The sequence below is a fragment of the Sphingomonas sp. CCH10-B3 genome (assembly GCF_001556185.1).
Classification (GTDB): Bacteria; Pseudomonadota; Alphaproteobacteria; order Sphingomonadales; family Sphingomonadaceae; genus Sphingomonas; species Sphingomonas aquatica.
The window spans coordinates 30523-48602 of record NZ_LSIJ01000057.1 but is presented as its reverse complement, the minus strand read 5'-3'; the positions used below and the strand labels follow the sequence as shown (position 1 = coordinate 48602).

Annotated in this window: 19 protein-coding genes; 8 read left to right on the top strand and 11 right to left on the bottom strand. The window is 66.3% G+C overall.

Translation table 11 applies throughout. The annotated features are described in order from the left end of the window. Positions 1 to 15: 15 nt before the first annotated feature. The 4 genes from AX672_RS09015 to AX672_RS18585 are packed head-to-tail and all read right to left on the bottom strand — an operon-like array spanning position 16 to position 2623. On the bottom strand, positions 16 to 666 hold the full coding sequence (locus AX672_RS09015) for a winged helix-turn-helix domain-containing protein (RefSeq protein WP_066650806.1): 651 nt from the start codon (positions 664 to 666) through the stop codon (positions 16 to 18). Between the two features lie 57 nt (positions 667 to 723). Further along, positions 724 to 1536 (bottom strand): transposase, encoded by an 813-nt coding sequence (locus AX672_RS09010; protein WP_202189287.1) that lies wholly within the window; start codon positions 1534 to 1536, stop codon positions 724 to 726. Further along, positions 1524 to 2468, bottom strand: coding sequence for a hypothetical protein (locus AX672_RS09005; protein WP_066650804.1), 945 nt, complete (start codon positions 2466 to 2468; stop codon positions 1524 to 1526). The genes AX672_RS09010 and AX672_RS09005 overlap by 13 nt, the downstream gene beginning before the upstream one ends. Next, a complete protein-coding gene (locus AX672_RS18585) occupies positions 2468 to 2623 on the bottom strand; it encodes a hypothetical protein (protein WP_168727412.1) in 156 nt (51 codons plus the stop codon). Before AX672_RS18585 ends, AX672_RS09005 begins: the two co-directional genes overlap by 1 nt. Positions 2624 to 2758: 135 nt before the next feature. Here AX672_RS18585 and AX672_RS09000 point away from each other — a divergent pair, with 135 nt between their 5' ends. Together AX672_RS09000 and AX672_RS08995 are read left to right on the top strand one after the other, a co-directional pair. After that, positions 2759 to 3190, top strand: a complete 432-nt coding sequence (locus tag AX672_RS09000) for a PaaI family thioesterase (protein ID WP_066650803.1) — start codon at positions 2759 to 2761, stop codon at positions 3188 to 3190. Continuing rightward, the gene (locus tag AX672_RS08995) at positions 3187 to 3576 is read left to right on the top strand and encodes a PaaI family thioesterase (protein WP_066650802.1); all 390 of its coding nucleotides are present in this window, start codon (positions 3187 to 3189) and stop codon (positions 3574 to 3576) included. The genes AX672_RS09000 and AX672_RS08995 overlap by 4 nt, the downstream gene beginning before the upstream one ends. Positions 3577 to 3757: 181 nt before the next feature. Here AX672_RS08995 and AX672_RS08990 read toward each other — a convergent pair whose 3' ends face one another. The 5 genes from AX672_RS08990 to lepB form a co-directional block, all read right to left on the bottom strand. Further along, positions 3758 to 4708 carry a carbon-nitrogen hydrolase family protein gene (locus AX672_RS08990; protein ID WP_066650801.1) on the bottom strand — a complete coding sequence of 317 codons (951 nt, stop codon included), beginning with the start codon at positions 4706 to 4708 and terminating at the stop codon, positions 3758 to 3760. Continuing rightward, positions 4705 to 5604 (bottom strand): GTPase Era, encoded by a 900-nt coding sequence (gene era, locus AX672_RS08985; RefSeq protein ID WP_066650833.1) that lies wholly within the window; start codon positions 5602 to 5604, stop codon positions 4705 to 4707. The genes AX672_RS08990 and era overlap by 4 nt, the downstream gene beginning before the upstream one ends. 149 nt (positions 5605 to 5753) lie before the next feature. After that, entirely contained in the window at positions 5754 to 6248 is a 495-nt protein-coding gene (locus AX672_RS08980; protein ID WP_066650800.1) for a GNAT family N-acetyltransferase, read from the bottom strand. Between the two features lie 8 nt (positions 6249 to 6256). Continuing rightward, on the bottom strand, positions 6257 to 6925 hold the full coding sequence (gene rnc, locus AX672_RS08975) for a ribonuclease III (protein ID WP_066650832.1): 669 nt from the start codon (positions 6923 to 6925) through the stop codon (positions 6257 to 6259). Beyond that, positions 6922 to 7755, bottom strand: a complete 834-nt coding sequence (gene lepB, locus AX672_RS08970; protein WP_066650799.1) for a signal peptidase I — start codon at positions 7753 to 7755, stop codon at positions 6922 to 6924. Before lepB ends, rnc begins: the two co-directional genes overlap by 4 nt. Positions 7756 to 7868: 113 nt before the next feature. Between lepB and pgi the strand changes: the two genes are divergently transcribed. Together pgi and gorA are read left to right on the top strand one after the other, a co-directional pair. Further along, positions 7869 to 9362, top strand: a complete 1494-nt coding sequence (gene pgi, locus AX672_RS08965; protein ID WP_066650798.1) for a glucose-6-phosphate isomerase — start codon at positions 7869 to 7871, stop codon at positions 9360 to 9362. 113 nt (positions 9363 to 9475) lie between these two features. Continuing rightward, positions 9476 to 10819: a glutathione-disulfide reductase gene (gene gorA / locus AX672_RS08960; RefSeq protein WP_066650797.1), complete on the top strand. Its 1344-nt coding sequence runs from the start codon at positions 9476 to 9478 to the stop codon at positions 10817 to 10819. 30 nt (positions 10820 to 10849) lie between these two features. On the opposite strand, the gene AX672_RS18580 is transcribed toward gorA, so the two are convergent. After that, positions 10850 to 10999, bottom strand: a complete 150-nt coding sequence (locus AX672_RS18580; protein WP_168727411.1) for a hypothetical protein — start codon at positions 10997 to 10999, stop codon at positions 10850 to 10852. Between the two features lie 110 nt (positions 11000 to 11109). After that, positions 11110 to 12240 carry a PQQ-dependent sugar dehydrogenase gene (locus AX672_RS08955; protein WP_066650796.1) on the bottom strand — a complete coding sequence of 377 codons (1131 nt, stop codon included), beginning with the start codon at positions 12238 to 12240 and terminating at the stop codon, positions 11110 to 11112. Between the two features lie 183 nt (positions 12241 to 12423). On the opposite strand from AX672_RS08955, the gene rimP reads away from it, so the two are divergent. From rimP to infB, 4 genes are read left to right on the top strand one after another with little or no spacing between them, the layout of a single operon-like run. Further along, positions 12424 to 13002, top strand: coding sequence for a ribosome maturation protein RimP (rimP, locus tag AX672_RS08950; protein WP_231731244.1), 579 nt, complete (start codon positions 12424 to 12426; stop codon positions 13000 to 13002). Next, entirely contained in the window at positions 13002 to 14621 is a 1620-nt protein-coding gene (nusA, locus tag AX672_RS08945) for a transcription termination factor NusA (protein ID WP_066650795.1), read from the top strand. Before rimP ends, nusA begins: the two co-directional genes overlap by 1 nt. Further along, positions 14602 to 15345 (top strand): DUF448 domain-containing protein, encoded by a 744-nt coding sequence (locus AX672_RS08940; protein WP_066650794.1) that lies wholly within the window; start codon positions 14602 to 14604, stop codon positions 15343 to 15345. The genes nusA and AX672_RS08940 overlap by 20 nt, the downstream gene beginning before the upstream one ends. Before the next feature lie 17 nt (positions 15346 to 15362). Next, entirely contained in the window at positions 15363 to 18035 is a 2673-nt protein-coding gene (gene infB / locus AX672_RS08935) for a translation initiation factor IF-2 (RefSeq protein ID WP_066650793.1), read from the top strand. Positions 18036 to 18080: the final 45 nt, after the last annotated feature.

Below are 18080 nucleotides of genomic sequence, written 5' to 3'. Positions count from 1 at the left end.
CTTATACGGGGAAGGCTAACCGGCTGCGGAGGCGGCTTCAATCGCGAACTGGTCGAACGGCGGCACGGCGAGCCGGTAGCCGATCCGCTTTTCGGTGCGCAGCAACGGCACCGCAAAGCCGCGATCGAGCTTGGCACGCAGCCGCGAGACATGGACGTCGAGCACATTGGTGCCGGGATCGAAGCCGACCCCGCAAACCCGCTCGAGCAGCACCGCGCGGCTGATCGGCTCGCCCGGATGCAGCGCGAGTTCGAGCAGCAGCCGATATTCGCGCGGCAACAGCTCGATCGGGCGGCCGCCGCGCCATACACGTCGCTCGATCGTATCGATCGTCAGGTCGCCGAGCGTGATCAGGCTTTGCTTTGCACGGCGGACAAGCGCGGCGGCGCGCACCGCGATCAGCCGGTCGCTCGCGGTCAGCGGCACCGCATCGTCGGCGCCCGAATCGATTGCGCCGATGACGGCAAGCTCGTCATCGGCAACGATCAGCATCACCGGTGCCGGAGACCGCACCCGGAGCGACGCCAGCGTTGCCTTGACGGGGCGTTCGCCCTGCGCGGCGATCAGCAGCGCAGCTGTGGCCGGTGCTGCGTCAGTCGCAATCCCACGATCAGCCAGCGCTGCGGCAAGCCCGGGACGATCGATCGAGAGCCACGCCCGCGTCATGGCAACCGGTCTAGCGCGCCCGCCGCGCGACCGTGGCGCGACTGGCTCCGTTTCGGATCATGCTGCGTGCGCGCGGACGGTGTCGACCGAGGCAAGCGCCGCAGCAGCGGTGCGACGCATGCGTGGCGAAGGATGCCGCGCGGCAAAGTCGCTGGCGAGGTCGATGCCGTTGCCGCCGCCGAAATGCACGGCCAGCGCGACGAGTGCTTCGGACGCCGTCGTGGTCATGCCGCGCACGATCCGGCCGCACGCGATGTCATATTCATATTGATCGCGCCACGGCTGGGCGGGATCGCGCGCCAGGATGTTGAGCGAGATCGAGAGCGCCTCGGGCGGATGCTGGACATGCACGTCGCGGTGCGCGCGGTAGAGCATCAGCCGACCCGTATCGAGCCGGGTGCGACCTGCGGACGTCAGCGCGACCGCGTCACCCGGCCGTCGCTCGCCCGGGTCATCAGCAACGACATAATCGTCGCTGAGATAGCCCGGCCCGGCATAGCCGCAGGTCAGGAACGGGAAATTATGGTCGTGCGCGAACCCGTAGAAGAAGGCGGCAGAGCCGCTGGCGCGCATCACGGCGTCGCCCGCCGCCGGCCAGAAATTGGCGCGCACCACGAAACGCGCGTCGGCAGCGAGCAGCATCACTTGCGGGCCATAGCTGCTCACGGTCTGGCGCTGGTGGCGGTCCTTGAGCTCGGCAATCGCGAGATCGGCAAGGAATGAGCGATTGCGCCCCAGCCCTGCGAGCACGGGGCCAAGGCTGGCGAAGCCATCTTCGTCGCGGGCATCGACGCGCGCGGCGGCTAGTGTGTCGGTCAATTGGTCAAGCGATATGGCGGGCGCATCGCCCGGGTCGATCATTCGCGGCATTGCAGCCTGGCCTCGACCAGCGGGACCATCTGCGCTGCCGCGTCGCGGACCTCGGCGTGCGGATCATGCAGCATCGCTCGCAGTCGTGGCAGTGCGGTCGCGGCATCGAGCGCCAACCACTCGCGCATTACCGCCCAGCGTACGAAATGGGCCGGATCGCGGCTGGCCTGGTCGAACGCTTCGGCTGCGTCGATGCGACCGGCGTGACGCAGCAGCGCGGCGAGCATCTGCGTGCGCGACGCGGCATCGTCGAGCGCCGCGACCCGGACCAGCGCGCCGTCGCTGCGGGCATATTCGCGCATCACCGCGGCGCTGTCGGTCCGTATCGTCGCAGTCAGCGTGACGACGTCGCTGGTTGCATGCTCGATCAATTGGGCATGCGTACGCCCGTCGATGCGGCGGACGAGCCCGTCGACCAGCCGCACCGCGCCGGCCGGGCGGCAGGGCGGAGCGCCAGCCGCGCTGAAGTCGGCACCGGCTGGCTCGGCACGCCACAGGTTCAGCGTTGCCCCGCCGGCGCGTTCGTATCGGACCACGGAAAGTCTGCCAGGGACGACCACGGTCGCCGGTCGCGGCGCCGTCGCCAGCGTCGCTGCCGACAGTACGGCGGCAGTGATCGTAACGGCCGGATGGTCGATCAGGATTCCCCCGGTCCGCAGCGAATCGCGACTGAAGCGAAGCGGCGGATCGAACCAGGGATCGAGCGCGAGCGCGTCGATCATCGGTGCGATCAGGTCGTTCGCCCAGCCGGCATCGGCGAGCAAGCTCGTGGCGCGATCGGCGACCGCTTCAACGGAGGTTGTCTCGTCGCAATGGGCGAACAGCGCCATCGCATGACGATAAGGCGCGCTTTGCCGCCAGTTCTGCGCGAATGCGGAGGCAGCTTCTGCCGCCGCCAGCCGGCTGTGCGCGGGCGGCTGCGCCTGGCCCATCAGAGTGTTCGCGGATCCATTTCGTAGACGATCACCGCGATCGCGACGATATATTCGAAGATGTCGTCGCCGACGATCTCGCCCATGCGGATCGCGCCGCTGATGGCCACTTGCGTGCTCAAGTCGACGATCTGATCGATGTCGATGATGTTCATCGCCGCTTCCCCTTCGTCGTGGCCCGGAAACAGCTAAGCGATGGCGCTCGCGCGTTAGAGTTAAATCGCTGAAAGGTCTGCTTTTGCTGGCCGCACTTGGCAGCGGCGGGATGCTGCGTGTAGAGCGCCGACGCGATGACCCAGCCCGCCTTCGATCCCCGCATCTTCATGAGTTTCGGCAAGCGCGCGCATGCCGGGCGGCTGGGGATTGAATATCACGCGCATGGCCCCGATTGGGCCGAACTCGCGCTGCCCTATAATCCCGCGCTGATCGGCGATGAAGGAAGCGGCGTGCTCGCTTCGGGCCCGATCCTGTCGATGATGGATATGGCGACCAGCCTCGGCGTCTGGCTGAAGCTCGGCGAATTCCGCGCGCACGCGACGCTCGATCTGCGGATCGATTATCTGCGCCCGGCAACCCCCGGCAAGACGGTTTACGGGCGCGGCGAATGTTACCGCATTACCCGCGCGATTTCGTTCGTGCGGGGGACCGCGCATGATGGCGACCCCGGCGATCCGCTCGCGCATGTCGCGGGCACGTTCATGTTTACCGAGGTGCAGCCATGACGCTGCCGCCCTATGCCGATCTGCTCGGGCTGACGGTCGAGGCAGGCGACATCGGCCCGCCGGTGCTGATGATGCCCTATTCGACCGATGTGATGGGCCGTCCCGGCTTTCTGCACGGCGGCGCGCTGGGCGGGCTGCTCGAGGTCGCGGCGATTGTGGCGCTCCGCCATGCGCTTGAACTGGACGAAGCGGGCGACAGCCGGATCAAGCCGATCAACGTCACGGTCGATTTTATGCGCGGCGGGCGCGAGAAAGAAACGCGCGCGCTCGGCATCGTCACCCGGCTCGGCAACCGCGTCGCCAATGTCGAGGCGCATGCGTGGCAGGACAATCGCGACCGCCCGATCGCGTCGGCGCGGATGAATTACCTGATCGTGCGCGGGTGAAGCGCACGCGGGCAAGCGTTTGTGCCCGCAAGGCGCGGTTCGCGAGCGAGGCGGATGCAATGGCCGTCGCAAGGACGGCGCCGGTTGTCCTGCGCCCCTATAGCTGCGACCGATGCCGCCGGTTTCATCTGACCAGCCGGACGAAGGGCGGATGCTTCCGGCGTCGAGACGCGGCCGGAAACTAGGTTTCGACCACCCCCGGCGTCGCGCGGCGATTGACCCGCAGTTCGAACACATCGGGTCGACTATAATGCCCGTCGGTGTCGAGCGCCGCCAGTTCGCGGCCAATCATCCCTAAGTCGAGCGTGACTGCAATAATCTCCGCCTGCGATCCAGCCTCGGCCAGCACCGCGCCATCGGGGGCGTAGATCGCGCTGCCGCCATTTTGCAGCTGCTCGTCGGGAATCTGGCGGATCAGCGCTTCGGCCTCGGCATCGCCGCCGACGCGCGCGAGTCCGTCGAGCAGGTCGTCGCGATGCTGGATCGTCGCTGCCGACAGCACGAAGCACCGCCCCTCGAACGCATAGTGCCGCGCGGCGACCGCATACATGTCGCGCGCGCTCGGCCAGGCGGCGACATGGATGTGCTCGCCCGCATGATGCATCGTCGCGCGCGCGAGCGGCATCCAATGCTCCCAGCAGATGAGATTGCCGAGCCGCCCCCAGGGTGCGTCGTGGACGCCCAAGGTCGAGCCGTCGCCACGCGCCCAGATCAGCCGCTCGCCATGGGTCGGCACCAGCTTGCGGTGCGGCAGCGGCGGCTGGCCGGGGCGGAAGATATATTGCGTGTTGGTGATGCTGGAGCGCACCCGCGCATGCGCGCCGACCGACACGCACACCCCGGCCGCATCGACCAGCGCCTGCAGCGGCTCGAAGCGCGGATCGTCGTCGCGCACCGCCTGCTCGAGCATGAGCGCGTGAAGCGCCTTCGCGCCCGGATGATCCCAGAGCGCCGCGCCCGCCGCTTCGTCGAGCCACAGCGGATAGCCGCCGAGGAAGGTCTCGCCGAACGCGATGACTTCGGCGCCTTCATCGACCGCGCGCGCGACATGCTCGACCAGCGCGGTGATCCCGTCCGAGATCGCCAGCGGGATTGGTGCCGCCTGAACGATCGCTGCGTTGACGTGCTTCATTCGACCCAATCCAGCCCCATGTCGCGATAGACGCCGCGATCCTCGTCCCAGTTTTCCTTCACTTTGACATGCAGATAGAGGTGCACTTTCCGCTCCATCAGGGCTGATAATTCGGCGCGGGCGCGGGCGCCGATTTCCTTTATCCGCGCGCCGCCCTTGCCGAGCACGATCGCGCGCTGGGTGGTGCGCGCGACGAGGATCTGCTGGTGAATCTCGACCGATCCGTCCTCGCGTTCCTTATACGCCTCGGTTTCGACCGCGCTGTCATAGGGAAGCTCGGCGTGGAGCTGGAGATACAGCTGCTCGCGCGTCACTTCGGCGGCGAGCATCCGCTCGGTCGCGTCGGACACCTGATCCTCGGGGAAATGCCACGGCCCCGCGGGCATTTCGGCGGCGAGTGCAGTTTTTAGTTCAGGCAAGCCGTCGCCGGTCGTCGCGCTCACGAAAAACGTCTCGGCGAACGGCACCTTGGCGTTGAGCGTTTCGGCATGCACCAGCAGCCGCGCCTTGTCGGCAAGGTCGACCTTGTTGAGGATCAGGAACTTCTTCTCGCGCCGCCCGGCGAGCCCTTCGGCGATCGGCAGCACCTTGGGGCCGAGCCCGCCCTTGGCATCGACCACCATCGCGATCAGATCAGCGCCTTCCGCGCCGCCCCAGGCAGCGGCGACCATCGCGCGATCCAGGCGGCGTTTCGGCTCGAAGATGCCGGGAGTGTCGACGAGCAGGATCTGCGTTTCGCCTTCGAGTGCCACGCCCATCAGCCGGACGCGCGTCGTCTGCGCCTTGGGGCTGACGATCGCGACTTTCTGCCCGACGAGCGCATTGACGAGCGTCGACTTGCCCGCGTTGGGGGCACCGACGACCGCGACGAGGCCGCATTTTTGGTTTTCAGTCATCAACTTGTTCCGTCACCTCCGGACTTGGTCCGGGGTCCACTGGGACTCTGGCATCAAATGTGTTGACCTTGCGCCAGCATGGGTGCCCCGACAATCCATTATCAACAATGCAGGAGCGCTAACCGCGATCACCACAGTGACCGATGTGGTTATGCATAAAAGGCGGGATGATAGCGCACGTCGCCGCTGGGCGTTGCGCCTCTAAGCGTCAGTTGCTGGAAATTGGGATGTACTTCGCCACTAAACGTCAGTTGGGGCGTATGCGCGAACCCGAAGCGGCCATAATAGGCGGGATAGCCGAGCAACACGCAACCATGGGCCCCCATCGCCTTGATCCGTTCAATCCCTTCGCGGATCAGGGCGCTGCCTATGCCGAGCAATTGCAATCCCGGCTTCACCGACACCGGGCCGAGATCGAACCAGTCGCCGGCCTGATTGTCGATCATCACGCGGGAGAAGGCGATGTGGCCAATGATTTCCGTGCCACGCTCCGCGACGAGCGAAACTGCCAGTGCGCCATTTGCGCGGAGCGCGTTGATCAGGTCCTGCTCATCCCCTTGGCTGTACGGCATCGGTTTGAAGGCCGCCCTGGTGATTTCGTAGATTGTCCGTACGTCCTCAGGACGCTCATCTCTGATGCGCATCGCAGTGGCTATGCCTCCAACTGCCCCAACAGTGCCAGCGCCGCTGCCGTTTCCGCTTCCTGTTTCGACGATCCGGTGGCGGTCGCCTCGGCGAGCTTGCCCAGCGTTACCTTCACGGTGAAGCGCGGGGCGTGGTGCGGGCCCGAGCGTTCGACGATTGCATATTCGGGCGGGCGGCGGTTGTGGGCGGCGGCCCATTCCTGCAGCGCGGACTTGGGGTGCTGCGGCGCGCGGAGGTCGCGTTCGATGCGGGTTGCCCAGAGCGTGCGCACCGCCGCGCGCGCCGCGTCCAGCCCGTGGTCGAGATAGAGCGCGCCAATCAGCGCTTCGAGCGCATCGCCGAGCACATTGTCGCTGTCGAACGCGCCGTCGTCGCGCGCCTGTTTGCCGAGCTTAAGCTGCGCGGGCAGCGCCAATTCACGCGCGATTTCGGCGCAGACCGGGCCGGTCACCAGCGCATTCAATCGCTTCGACAGCGCACCTTCGGCCTCGGTCGGGAAGCGCGCGAACAGCCATTCGGCGATCGTCAGCCCGAGCACGCGGTCGCCCAGAAACTCAAGCCGCTCATAATTCGCCGCAGCCTGGCTGCCGTGAGTCACCGCACGCTCGTACAGTGCCAGATCGCGCGGCGCGGCGCCCAGCGCGCGCTCGACCCATTTGGCGAGATCGCTGCTCAAAAGCCCTTGCCCATCCGGTCCCAGCGCGCCGCCGTGAACCAGGTCCACGGCAGCAACCACGACGCGCTGCCGTCGGTCGAGAAGAAAGTGAATTGCGCGCGCCCGACCAGATTTTCGACCGGCACAAAGCCGATGCCCTGACCCGGTATCTGCGGGAAACGACTGTCGAGGCTGTCGTCGCGATTGTCACCCATCATGAAGACATGGCCAGCGGGCACCGTGAACAACTCGGTATCATCGGCGGCGGTCTCGCCGCGATCGATCACCGTGTAGCTTGCACCGCCGGGTAGCGTTTCGCGATATTGGCGGTAGCGGCAATAAGGTTTGCCGAAGCTGATTTCAGCAAAGGCCGGGCCACATTTCTCGCTCGGATAATTGGGCGTGATCGGAATCACGAAATCCTCGACCGGCACCTGCGGCACCGCAACCCCGTTCAGGATGATCTGGCCGCGCCGCAGCTGGATGGTGTCGCCGGGCAGGCCGATAACACGCTTGATATAATCCTCGCGGTCGAGCGGCGGCGCTTTGAACACCGCGACATCGCCGCGTGCCGGCAGCCGGGTGAGCAGGCGTCCAGGAATCAGCGGCGCCCCGAACGGCAGGCTGTGGCGCGAAAAGCCGTAGGAGAATTTCGACACCACCAGATAATCGCCGATGTAGAGCCGCGGCAGCATCGATTCCGACGGGATCACGAAGGGCGAGAAAATGAAGCTGCGGATCAGCGTGAACAGGATCGCCAGCCGCACGAGAAACCACACGGTCTCGCGCCATTCCGCGCGCGCGGGTCGCGTAGGGGCGGCAGCAATCGGATTGGCGGTGACATCTTCCATCGTGCGCGCGCTTTGCGGCGGGTGCGGGCAAGTCGTCAAGCCGGGGGTGGCGGCGGCGCGGGCGCAGTGCTAGCGCGCGGGGCGTCCCCGATGCAGCAGCAGGAGCCCATGCCATGACCGCCGACTGGCACGCGATCGAAGCGCTCGACCCGCCCCGGCTGGAGGCGCTGTTTGCCGACGATCCCGACCGGCTGGCGCGCTTCTCGATCGATGTCGCAGGGCTGCATTTCGACTGGTCGAAGACGCATCTGACCGCCGATGCCGTCGCCGCATTCGAAGCGCTTGCCAAGGCGCAAGGGTTTGCCGCCAAGCGCGAAGCGCTGTTCGCGGGCGAGCCGGTCAACGCCACCGAAGGCCGCGCCGCCGAGCATAGCGCCGAACGCGGCGAGGGCAGCGAGGAAGCGGTCGCGCGGGCAGCGCAGCTCCATGCCCGCATGCGCGCGCTGATCGACGCGATCGAGGCGGGCGCGCTCGGGCCGATCCAGCACATCCTCCACATCGGCATCGGCGGGTCGGCGCTCGGCCCTGATCTGCTGATCGACGCGCTCGGCCGCGACGGCGCGCGCTACGACGTTGCGATCGTCTCGAACATCGACGGTTGCGCGCTCGAAGCAGCGTTTTCGCAGTTCGAGCCCGATGCGACCCTGGTCGTGGTCGCGTCCAAAACCTTCACCACGACCGAGACCTTGCTCAACGCAACGAGCGCGCTGCAATGGCTGCGCGAAGGCGGCGTTGATGATCCCTATGGCCGGGTGATCGCGCTGACGGCGGCGCCCGACAAGGCGGTCGAATGGGGCGTCGACGAGACCCGCGTTCTGCCCTTCGCCGAGTCGGTCGGCGGGCGCTATTCGCTCTGGTCGTCGATCGGCTTTCCGGCAGCGCTCGCGCTGGGGTGGGATGCGTTTCAGGATCTGCTCGACGGCGCGGGCGAGTTGGATCGGCATTTCCGGCTGGCGGCGGCGCATGAGAATGCGCCGATGCTCGCCGCCTTCGCCGACCTGTTCTACACGCAGGTGAAGCACGCCGAGACCCGGGCAGTGTTTGCTTATGACGAGCGGCTGCGGCTGTTGCCGAGCTATCTCCAGCAGCTTGAGATGGAATCGAACGGCAAGGCGGTCGGGCTCGACGGCCTGCCGGTCGGGCGCCACACCGCGCCGATCACCTGGGGCGGCGTCGGCACCGATGCGCAGCATGCGGTGTTCCAGTTGCTGCATCAGGGGACGCATCTGGTGCCGGTTGAATTCGTCGCGGTGGCGGAAGCCGGCGATGCGCTCGACGAAGAGCATCACCGGCAATTGCTGCTCAACTGCTTCGCGCAAGGCGCGGCGCTGATGAAGGGGCGCGCCAATGATGCCGACCCGGCGCGCGCCTATCCCGGCGACCGGCCGAGCGCGACGATCCTGATCGAAAGCCTCGACCCGCACAGCCTGGGTGCGCTGATTGCCTTCTACGAAGCGCGCGTGTTCGTGAGCGCAGCGCTGCTCGGGATCAATCCGTTCGACCAGTTCGGGGTCGAGCTCGGCAAGGAAATGGCCAAGGCAGCGGGGGCCGGGGGGCTGGACTTTGATCCCTCGACCACCGACTTGATCCGGCGCGCGCTGGGATAACCCACCCGGCGTCATGCTGAACTTGTTTCAGCATCCACCGTGCAACACATAGCGCCGGGCAAATTGCGCGCTGGACCCTGAAACAAGTTCAGGGTGACGATGAGGAATTGAACATGGCCAATTACGACTACGACCTTTTCGTCATCGGCGCCGGTTCGGGCGGGGTACGCGCGGCGCGCGTGTCGGCCGCGCATGGCGCCAAGGTCGCTGTTGCCGAGGAATTCCGCGTCGGCGGTACCTGCGTGATCCGCGGCTGCGTGCCGAAGAAGCTGCTCGTCTATGGCGCGCATTTCGCCGAAGATCTGGCGGATGCCCGGCGGTTCGGCTGGGACGTGCCCGATTGCGCGTTCGACTGGCCCCGGCTGCGCGACAATGTTCTGTCGGAAGTCGACCGGCTCAATGCCGCCTACACGACCACGCTCAACAGCCATAAGGTCGAAGTGATCCTCGACCGCGCCGAAGTCGCGGGGCCCAACGAAGTGCGGCTCGCGAGCGGCAAGACGGTTACGGCAGGCCGCATCCTGATCGCGACCGGGGCGCGGCCGCAACTGCTCGATTTTCCGGGCAGCGAGCATGCGATCACGTCGAACGAAGTCTTCCACCTGCCGACGCTCCCAAAGCGCGTGCTGATTGCGGGCGCGGGCTATATCGCCAATGAATTCGCAGGCATCTTTCACGAATTCGGCAGCGCGGTGACCCTCGTCAACCGCAGCGACGCGATCCTGCGCGGCTATGACGAGCAGATCCGCGACCGGCTGCTGCAAATCTCGATGGGCAAGGGCATCCAGTTCCGCTTCAACACCCAGTTCAAGTCGATCGAGAAGCAGCCGGACGGCTGCCTCCACGTCGAATTTACCAGCGGCGAGCCGATGACGGTCGATTGCGTGATGTTCGCCACGGGCCGCGTGCCGAACACCGAAGGCTTGGGGCTTGAGGAAGCGGGCGTCGTGCTCGACAAGGGCGCGGTCAAGGTTGACGAGGACAATCAATCGAGCGTGCCGAGCATTTTCGCGGTTGGCGACGTGACCAATCGCGTCCAGCTCACCCCCGTCGCGATCCGCGAGGGGCAGGCCTTTGCCGACACCGTGTTCGGCGGCAAGCCGACCCGCGTCGACTATGGTTGTATCCCGAGCGCGGTGTTCAGCCACCCCCCGATCGGCGCAGTGGGGCTCACCGAGAGCCAGGCAAAGCAGAAATATGGATCGGTGCGCGTCTACACCTCGGACTTCCGCCCGATGAAGAATGTGCTCGCGGGTCGCAATGAGCGTGCGCTCTACAAGATGGTCTGCGACGCCGCGTCGAACCGCGTCGTGGGCCTGCACATGATCGGGCCAGAGTCGGGCGAGATCATCCAGGCGGCGGCGGTGGCTGTGAAGGCCCGGCTGACCAAAGACGCCTTCGACCAGACGGTCGCGCTGCACCCGACGATGGCCGAAGAGCTAGTGCTGATGAAGTAACGACCGCCGCAATGTGCTGCGGTCGAGCACTTAACTGCCCTCGGCAAACGCCCCTTCCGGTCGGTTGGGAAAACCGAACTCGGCCACGCTTGCTTCGAGGACATCGATTTCGGGCTTGATCCACTCGGGTCGCGCGCTTGGAGCCATGCTAATCGCCCCGTCGGGTATCTCGCCGGTCATCTTTACCCCCTCGCTGTTTGGTGCCACGAGCCTAACGAATCTCGATTTGCGGGGTCAACAAACATTCGGGCGAAATCGGCTGACACCGAAGTCGCCGATGCCGCGCCCGCTCAGTTACGGGCGCTTCGCACTGCCGTCAGCTTCAGCAGCCGCCCCGTCGACCCGCGGCCGCCATCCTCCAGCAGCCAGATCGCGCCGTCGGGGCCTTGTTCGACTTCGCGGATGCGTGCGCCCATGTCCCATTGGTCGCCCTTGGCGGCAGTCGCGCCGTTGAGGTCCACGCGGACCAGCGCCTTGCTCGACAGCCCGCCGATGAAGGCGTCGCCGCGCCACTGCGGGAACATTTTGCCCGAATAGATCATCAGCCCGCCCGGCGAGATCACCGGGTTCCACCAGACCTTGGGCGGTTCAAAGCCGTCGCCCGGTGCGTGGTCGGGAATGTCGTCAGTGGGCGCGCCGTAATTGCGGCCATAGGAGACGCGCGGCCAGCCGTAATTCTTGCCCGGCTCGATCAGATTGACTTCGTCGCCGCCTTCGGGGCCCATTTCCTGCTCCCACAGCCGCCCCTGCGCATCGAAGGCGAGGCCGAGGATGTTGCGGTGGCCATAGCTCCAGATCGCGGGATCAAAACCCTGCGCCGCGAGCGGATTGCCGGGGGCGGGTTTGCCGTCGAACGTCAGCCGCAGCACCTTGCCGAGTGACATTTTGGGGTCTTGCGCCGGGGTGAATTTCTGACGCTCGCCATTGGCGTAGAACAGATATTTGCCGTCGGGCGAAAAGGCGATGCGGCCCGAATAATGGCCGTTGCCGGAGAGATAGGGCGTCGCGCGGTGAAGCACCTCGACGCCCTCAAGCGCGAGCGTAGGCTGTTCGACCAGCTTGCCGCGCGCGAGCGCGACGCCCTTGCCGCCCGCGCCGCTTTCGGAAAAGCTGAAATAGACGAGGCGGTTCTTCGCGAATCCCGGTGCGAGCACGACATCCATCAGCCCGCCTTGCCCGACGCTGTCGACCGGCAGCGTGCCGCTCACCACCTGCCGGTCCTTGCCGTCGGCGGAGACGAGCAAGAGCTGCCCCTTCTTCTCGGTCACCAGCATCCGCCCATCGGGCAGGAACGTCATCGCCCAGGGCGCGTCGAAATCGGCAATAACGGTGGTGGTGAAGGGGCGATCAGCGCTGGCGGCGGGTTCGGCGCTGTTGCCAGCACAGGCGATCAGGGCGAGGGGGAGAAGGGCAGAACGCATGGGCGTGACGGCTCCGGCTAATGGCGTGACCGGGCAACAACGCATCGCTGCCCGAGTGGATGCTTGCCAGCATCGCGCGCTACGCCTATAGAGGCAATGCGCTTTCTCTACATCGGTAACGCTGCGGAGGTCGGCCCCATAGGGTCGGCGGCGCGGTTGGCTTGTGCGTGTGGAGAGACTGGCTTGGCGGATATCGCCCGACTGACGGCACTCATCGAACCCGAGGCGAAAGCGCTGGGCTTCGATCTGGTGCGCGTCAAGATGTTCGGCGGTGCAGGCGACCTGACGTTGCAGGTGATGGCCGAGCGCCCGACGACGCGCCAGTTGACGATTGACGATTGCGCCGATCTGTCGCGGCGGATTTCGGACGTGTTCGACGCGCTCGAAGCCGAGGGCCGCGACCCGATCGAGGAGGCTTACCGGCTCGAGGTCAGCTCGCCCGGCATCGACCGTCCGCTGACCCGGCTCAAGGATTTCGAGGACTGGAAGGGGCACGAGGCCCGCATCCACCTGGCCGCGCCGATCGACAACCGCAAGCAGCTGACCGGCGTGCTGCTTGGCGTGACCGATGGCCGGATTTCGATCGACGTGAAGAAGCATGCGGTGATGACGATCGGCTTTGATCAGGTCGCCGACGCGAAGTTGCTGTTCACCGACAAATTGCTTGCCGCCACCCGGCCGCTTTCCGCCGAAGGCGCCGATGAATTCGAACCCGAAAACGATGCGCCCGAAGGCGCCGAACTGACCGAGGAAAAAGACTGATGGCCACTGCCATTTCCGCCAACAAGGCCGAACTGATCGCGATCGCCGATGCGGTTGCGAAGGAAAAGCTGATCGATCGCATGATCGTGATCGAGGCGATGGAAGACGCGATCCAGCGCGCCGCGCGCGCCCGCTATGGCGCCGAGAACGACATTCGCGCCAAGCTCGACCCGCAGACCGGCGACTTGCGGCTGTGGCGCGTCGTCGAAGTGGTCGAGGCCGTCGACGACTATTTCAAGCAGGTAAACCTGAAGGAAGCGCAGAAGCTTCAGCCCGGCTCGGTCGTCGGCGACTTCATCGTCGATCCGCTGCCGCCGATCGAATTCGGCCGCATCGCCGCGCAGGCAGCCAAGCAAGTGATCTTCCAGAAGGTCCGCGATGCCGAACGCGAGCGCCAGTTCGAAGAATTCAAGGACCGGATGGGTGAGATCATCACCGGCGTCGTCAAGCGCGTCGAATTCGGCCATGTCGTCGTCGATCTCGGCCGCGCCGAAGGCGTCATCCGCCGCGACCAGCAGATCCCGCGCGAAGTCGTGCGCGTCAACGACCGCGTCCGCAGCCTGATCCTGTCGGTGCGGCGCGAGAACCGCGGGCCGCAGATCTTCCTGTCGCGCGCGCACCCCGATTTCATGAAGAAGCTGTTCGCGCAGGAAGTGCCCGAGATCTACGACGGCATCATCGAGATCAAGGCGGCCGCGCGCGACCCGGGCAGCCGCGCCAAGATCGGCGTGATCAGCCATGACAGCTCGATCGATCCCGTCGGTGCCTGCGTCGGCATGAAGGGCAGCCGCGTGCAGGCGGTGGTGCAGGAAATGCAGGGCGAGAAGATCGACATCATCCCCTGGTCGCCCGACACCGCGACCTTCGTCGTCAACGCGCTCCAGCCTGCCAACGTCAGCCGCGTCGTGATCGACGAGGAAGAAGACCGTATCGAAGTGGTGGTGCCCGACGATCAGTTGAGCCTCGCGATCGGTCGGCGCGGCCAGAATGTACGACTCGCGTCGCAGTTGACCGGCAAGGCGATCGATATCCTGACCGAGGCCGATGCGAGCGAGAAGCGCCAGCGCGAATTCGTCGAGCGGTCGGAAATGTTCCAGAACGAACTCGACGTCGACGAAACGCTGTCGCAGCTGCTGGTCGCCGAAGGCTTCGGCAGCCTCGAGGAGGTCGCTTATGTCGAGCTCGACGAAATCGCCTCGATCGAGGGGCTCGACGACGAGATCGCCGCCGAGCTGCAGAACCGCGCGACCGAAGCGCTCGACCGGCGCGAGGAAGCCAATCGCAATCTGCGTCGCGAACTCGGCGTCGAGGATGAGCTCGCGACGATGCCCTATCTGACCGAAGCGATGCTCGTCACGCTTGGCAAGGCGGGGATCAAGACGCTCGACGATCTCGCCGATCTCGCGACCGACGAACTCGTCCAGAAGAAGCGCCAGGAGCCGCGCCGCCGCAACGACGCCGACACCAAGCGCAGCGAGGACAAGGGCGGCGTGCTTGCCGAGTACAACCTCAGCGAAGACCAGGGCAACGAGATCATCATGGCCGCGCGTGCGCACTGGTTTGCCGACGAAGCGGGCGCCGAGCCCGAGGAGGACGCGCATGCGGAATCCTCACAATGAGCCGCTGACGTCCGACATCGACGGCCCGGTCCGCAAGTGCATCCTGTCGGGTGACCGCGCGGCACGCGACATTCTGATCCGCCTCGCTTTGGGGCCGGAGGGGCAAGTGCTGCCCGACGTCCGCGCCAAGGCGCCGGGGCGTGGCGCGTGGATCGGCGTGCCGCGCGCCGAACTCGAAAAGGCGCTCGCCAAGGGCAAGCTGAATGGCGTGTTGACGCGGGCGTTCAAGACGGGCGCTTTCACCCTGCCGCCCGATCTGCCCGCGATGATTGCAGCGCAGCTCGAGCGCCAGCTGCTCGACCGGCTGGGACTGGAAGCCAAGGCCGGCCATGTCGTGATCGGCCATGAGCGGATCGACAAGGCAGCGCGCAGCGGTCTGCTCCATTTGCTGCTCCACGCTTCCGACGCAGGCGCCGATGGCTCGCGCAAGCTCGACCAGGCATGGCGAGTCGGCAACGATGCCGAAGGCTCCGGCCAGCGTGGGGTAGCGGTCCCGCTGGCGCGCGCTATATTGTCGATGGCGCTGGGCCGCGAGAACGTGGTACATATCGGAATTACCGACCCCGGCGCCGCTGGGCGGTTGCGCTCCGCGCTCGACCGCTGGCTGCATTACATCGGACCTGAGCTGGTGAGCGCGGCTTGCGAAACGTCTTCGCAAGGCGCAACGGCGTCGACCACGGACCGGCGTGGCGATGCGCCGTGCGATACGACTGAGAATATCTGAGGACTTTGAGCGACCTGATGAGCGATACCGACAACGAAAAGCCGAAACTGGGCATGCGCGCGCCGCTGGGCCTGAAGCGCACGGTCGAAACCGGCAAGGTGAAGCAGAGCTTCAGCCACGGCCGGTCGAACACCGTCGTGGTCGAAGTGAAGCGCCGCCGTGTCCTCGGCCGCCCCGGCGAGGGCGAGGCGATGGTCGAGGAACAGGTTGCCGCCCCTGAACCTGCCGCCCGCGCGCCGGCGCCGCAGCAGCCTGCGCCGCCGCCACCGGCGCGCAAGCCCGCCGACAGCCTGTTGTCGCGCCAGGAGTTGCAGGCGAAGCTGTTGCGCGAAGCCGAAGAAGCACGCCTGCAGGCCGCCGAAGAATCGCGCCGCCGCGAGGAGCGCGAGCGTCAGGAAGCGATCGAGGAAGAACGCCGCCGCGCCGAGGAAGCGCGCAAGGCCGAGCAAGCGTCGCCGCCGTCAGTGGTCGAGGAAGCGCCTCCTGCGCCTGCCCCGGCGCCCGTCGAAGCCGCGCCCGAGCCGGCGGCGCCCGAGCCGCTGGTGCTTGCGCCCGACGTCAATCTGCCCGCGCCGCGCCGCTTTACGCCGGTGCCGCGCCCTGAGCGACCGCAGCCGGTGCGGGCGCCGGAGCCTGCGCCGGCAGCCGCCGCCGCTCCTGCCGCCGCCCCTCAGGCAAGCCCGGCGGGCAGCGGCAATGCCGGGGCCAATGCCGGGGGCAATCTCGGTCCGAACAAGCGCCCGGCCTCGTCGGAGCCGCCCGCGCGCCCGACCCGCGACCGCAAGGGGGTGGACGACCGTCGCCAGTCAGGCAAGCTGACCGTCAACCGCGCGCTCAACGACGGCGATGGCGCGCGTGCGCGTTCGCTCGCCGCGCTCAAGCGTGCCCGTGAAAAGGAAAAGCGCCACTTCGGCCCGCGCGAGGCGCAGCCGAAGCAGGTTCGCGACGTTGTCGTGCCCGAGGCGATCACCGTGCAGGAACTCGCCAACCGCATGGCCGAAAAGGGCGCCGATCTGGTCAAGGCGCTGTTCAAGATGGGCATGCCCGTCACGATCAACGCAACGATCGATCAGGACACCGCCGAACTGCTGGTGACCGAATTCGGCCACAACATCACGCGCGTGACCGATGCCGATGCCGAACTCGCGCTTCAGACCGGCGACGATCCCGAGGATGCGCTGCTGCCGCGTCCGCCGGTCGTGACGATCATGGGCCATGTCGATCACGGCAAGACGTCGCTGCTCGATGCGCTGCGTGGCACTGATGTGGTGCGCGGCGAAGCCGGCGGCATTACCCAGCATATCGGCGCCTATCAGGTGACGCTGAAGGACAAGTCCAAGATCACTTTCCTCGACACCCCCGGCCACGAGGCGTTCACCGAAATGCGCGCGCGCGGCGCCAATGTTACCGATATCGTGATCCTGGTGGTCGCCGCCGACGACGGGCTGAAGCCGCAGACGGTGGAGGCGATCAACCACACCAAGGCCGCCAACGTGCCGATGATCGTCGCGATCAACAAGGTCGACAAGCCCGAGGCCAACCCGCAGAAGGTGCGCGAAGCGCTGCTCCAGTATGACGTGATCGTCGAAGAGCTGTCGGGCGACGTGCAGGATGTCGAAGTCTCCGCGCTGAAGAAGACCGGGCTCGACGAGCTGGTCGAGAAGGTCCAGCTTCAGGCGGAACTGATGGAGCTGAAGGCCAATCCCGACCGGATGGCCGAAGGCAGCGTGATCGAGGCCAAGCTCGACAAGGGGCGCGGGCCGGTCGCGACGATCCTCGTCAATCGCGGTACGCTGAAGGTCGGCGATGTGTTCGTGGTCGGTGCCGAAAGCGGCAAGGTCCGCGCGCTGATCGACGACAAGGGGCGCCAACTGAAGGAAGCCGGTCCGGCAATGCCAGTCGAAGTACTCGGTCTGTCGGGCGTGCCGATGGCGGGCGATCCGCTGCAGGTCGTCGAGAACGAGGCCAAGGCGCGCGAAGTCGCGGCCTATCGCCAGTCGGTCATCACCCAAAAGCGCACGACAGCGGCGCCCGCCAGCCTCGAGAGCATGTTCTCGGCGCTCAAGGAGAAGCAGGCGATCGAATATCCGCTGGTGGTCAAGGCCGATACGCAAGGATCGGTCGAGGCGATCGTCGCGTCGATCAACAAGATCAGCACCGCCGACATCCGCGCGCGCGTGCTGCATTCGGGCGTTGGCGGCATCACCGAAAGCGATGTGACTTTGGCGGGGGCGAGCGGCGCGCCGATCATCGGCTTCAACGTCCGCCCCAACGCCAAGGCGCGCGAAATCGCCGAACGCCAGAAGGTCGCGTTCAAATATTATGACGTGATCTATGACCTGATCGACGAAATCCGCGCCGGGATGGCCGGCGAACTCGGGCCGGAAGCGTTCGAAACCGTGGTCGGCCGCGCCGAAATCCGCGAGGTCTTCCCGGCGGGCAAGCATGGCCGCGCGGCCGGTCTGCTGGTCGTCGAAGGCTTCATCCGCAAGGCTTTGAAGGCCCGCATCACGCGCAACGATGTCATCATCTACAATGGCGAGATCGCGTCGCTGCGCCGCTTCAAGGACGATGTGGCGGAAGTGCGCGCAGGGCTGGAATGCGGTGTGACGTTCCTCAGCCACACCGACATCAAGCCAGGCGACTTCCTCGAAACCTTCGAAGTCGAATTGCGCGAACGGACGTTGTGATCAACTCCCCCTCCCGCTTGCGGGAGGGGGCTGGGGGGTGGGCTT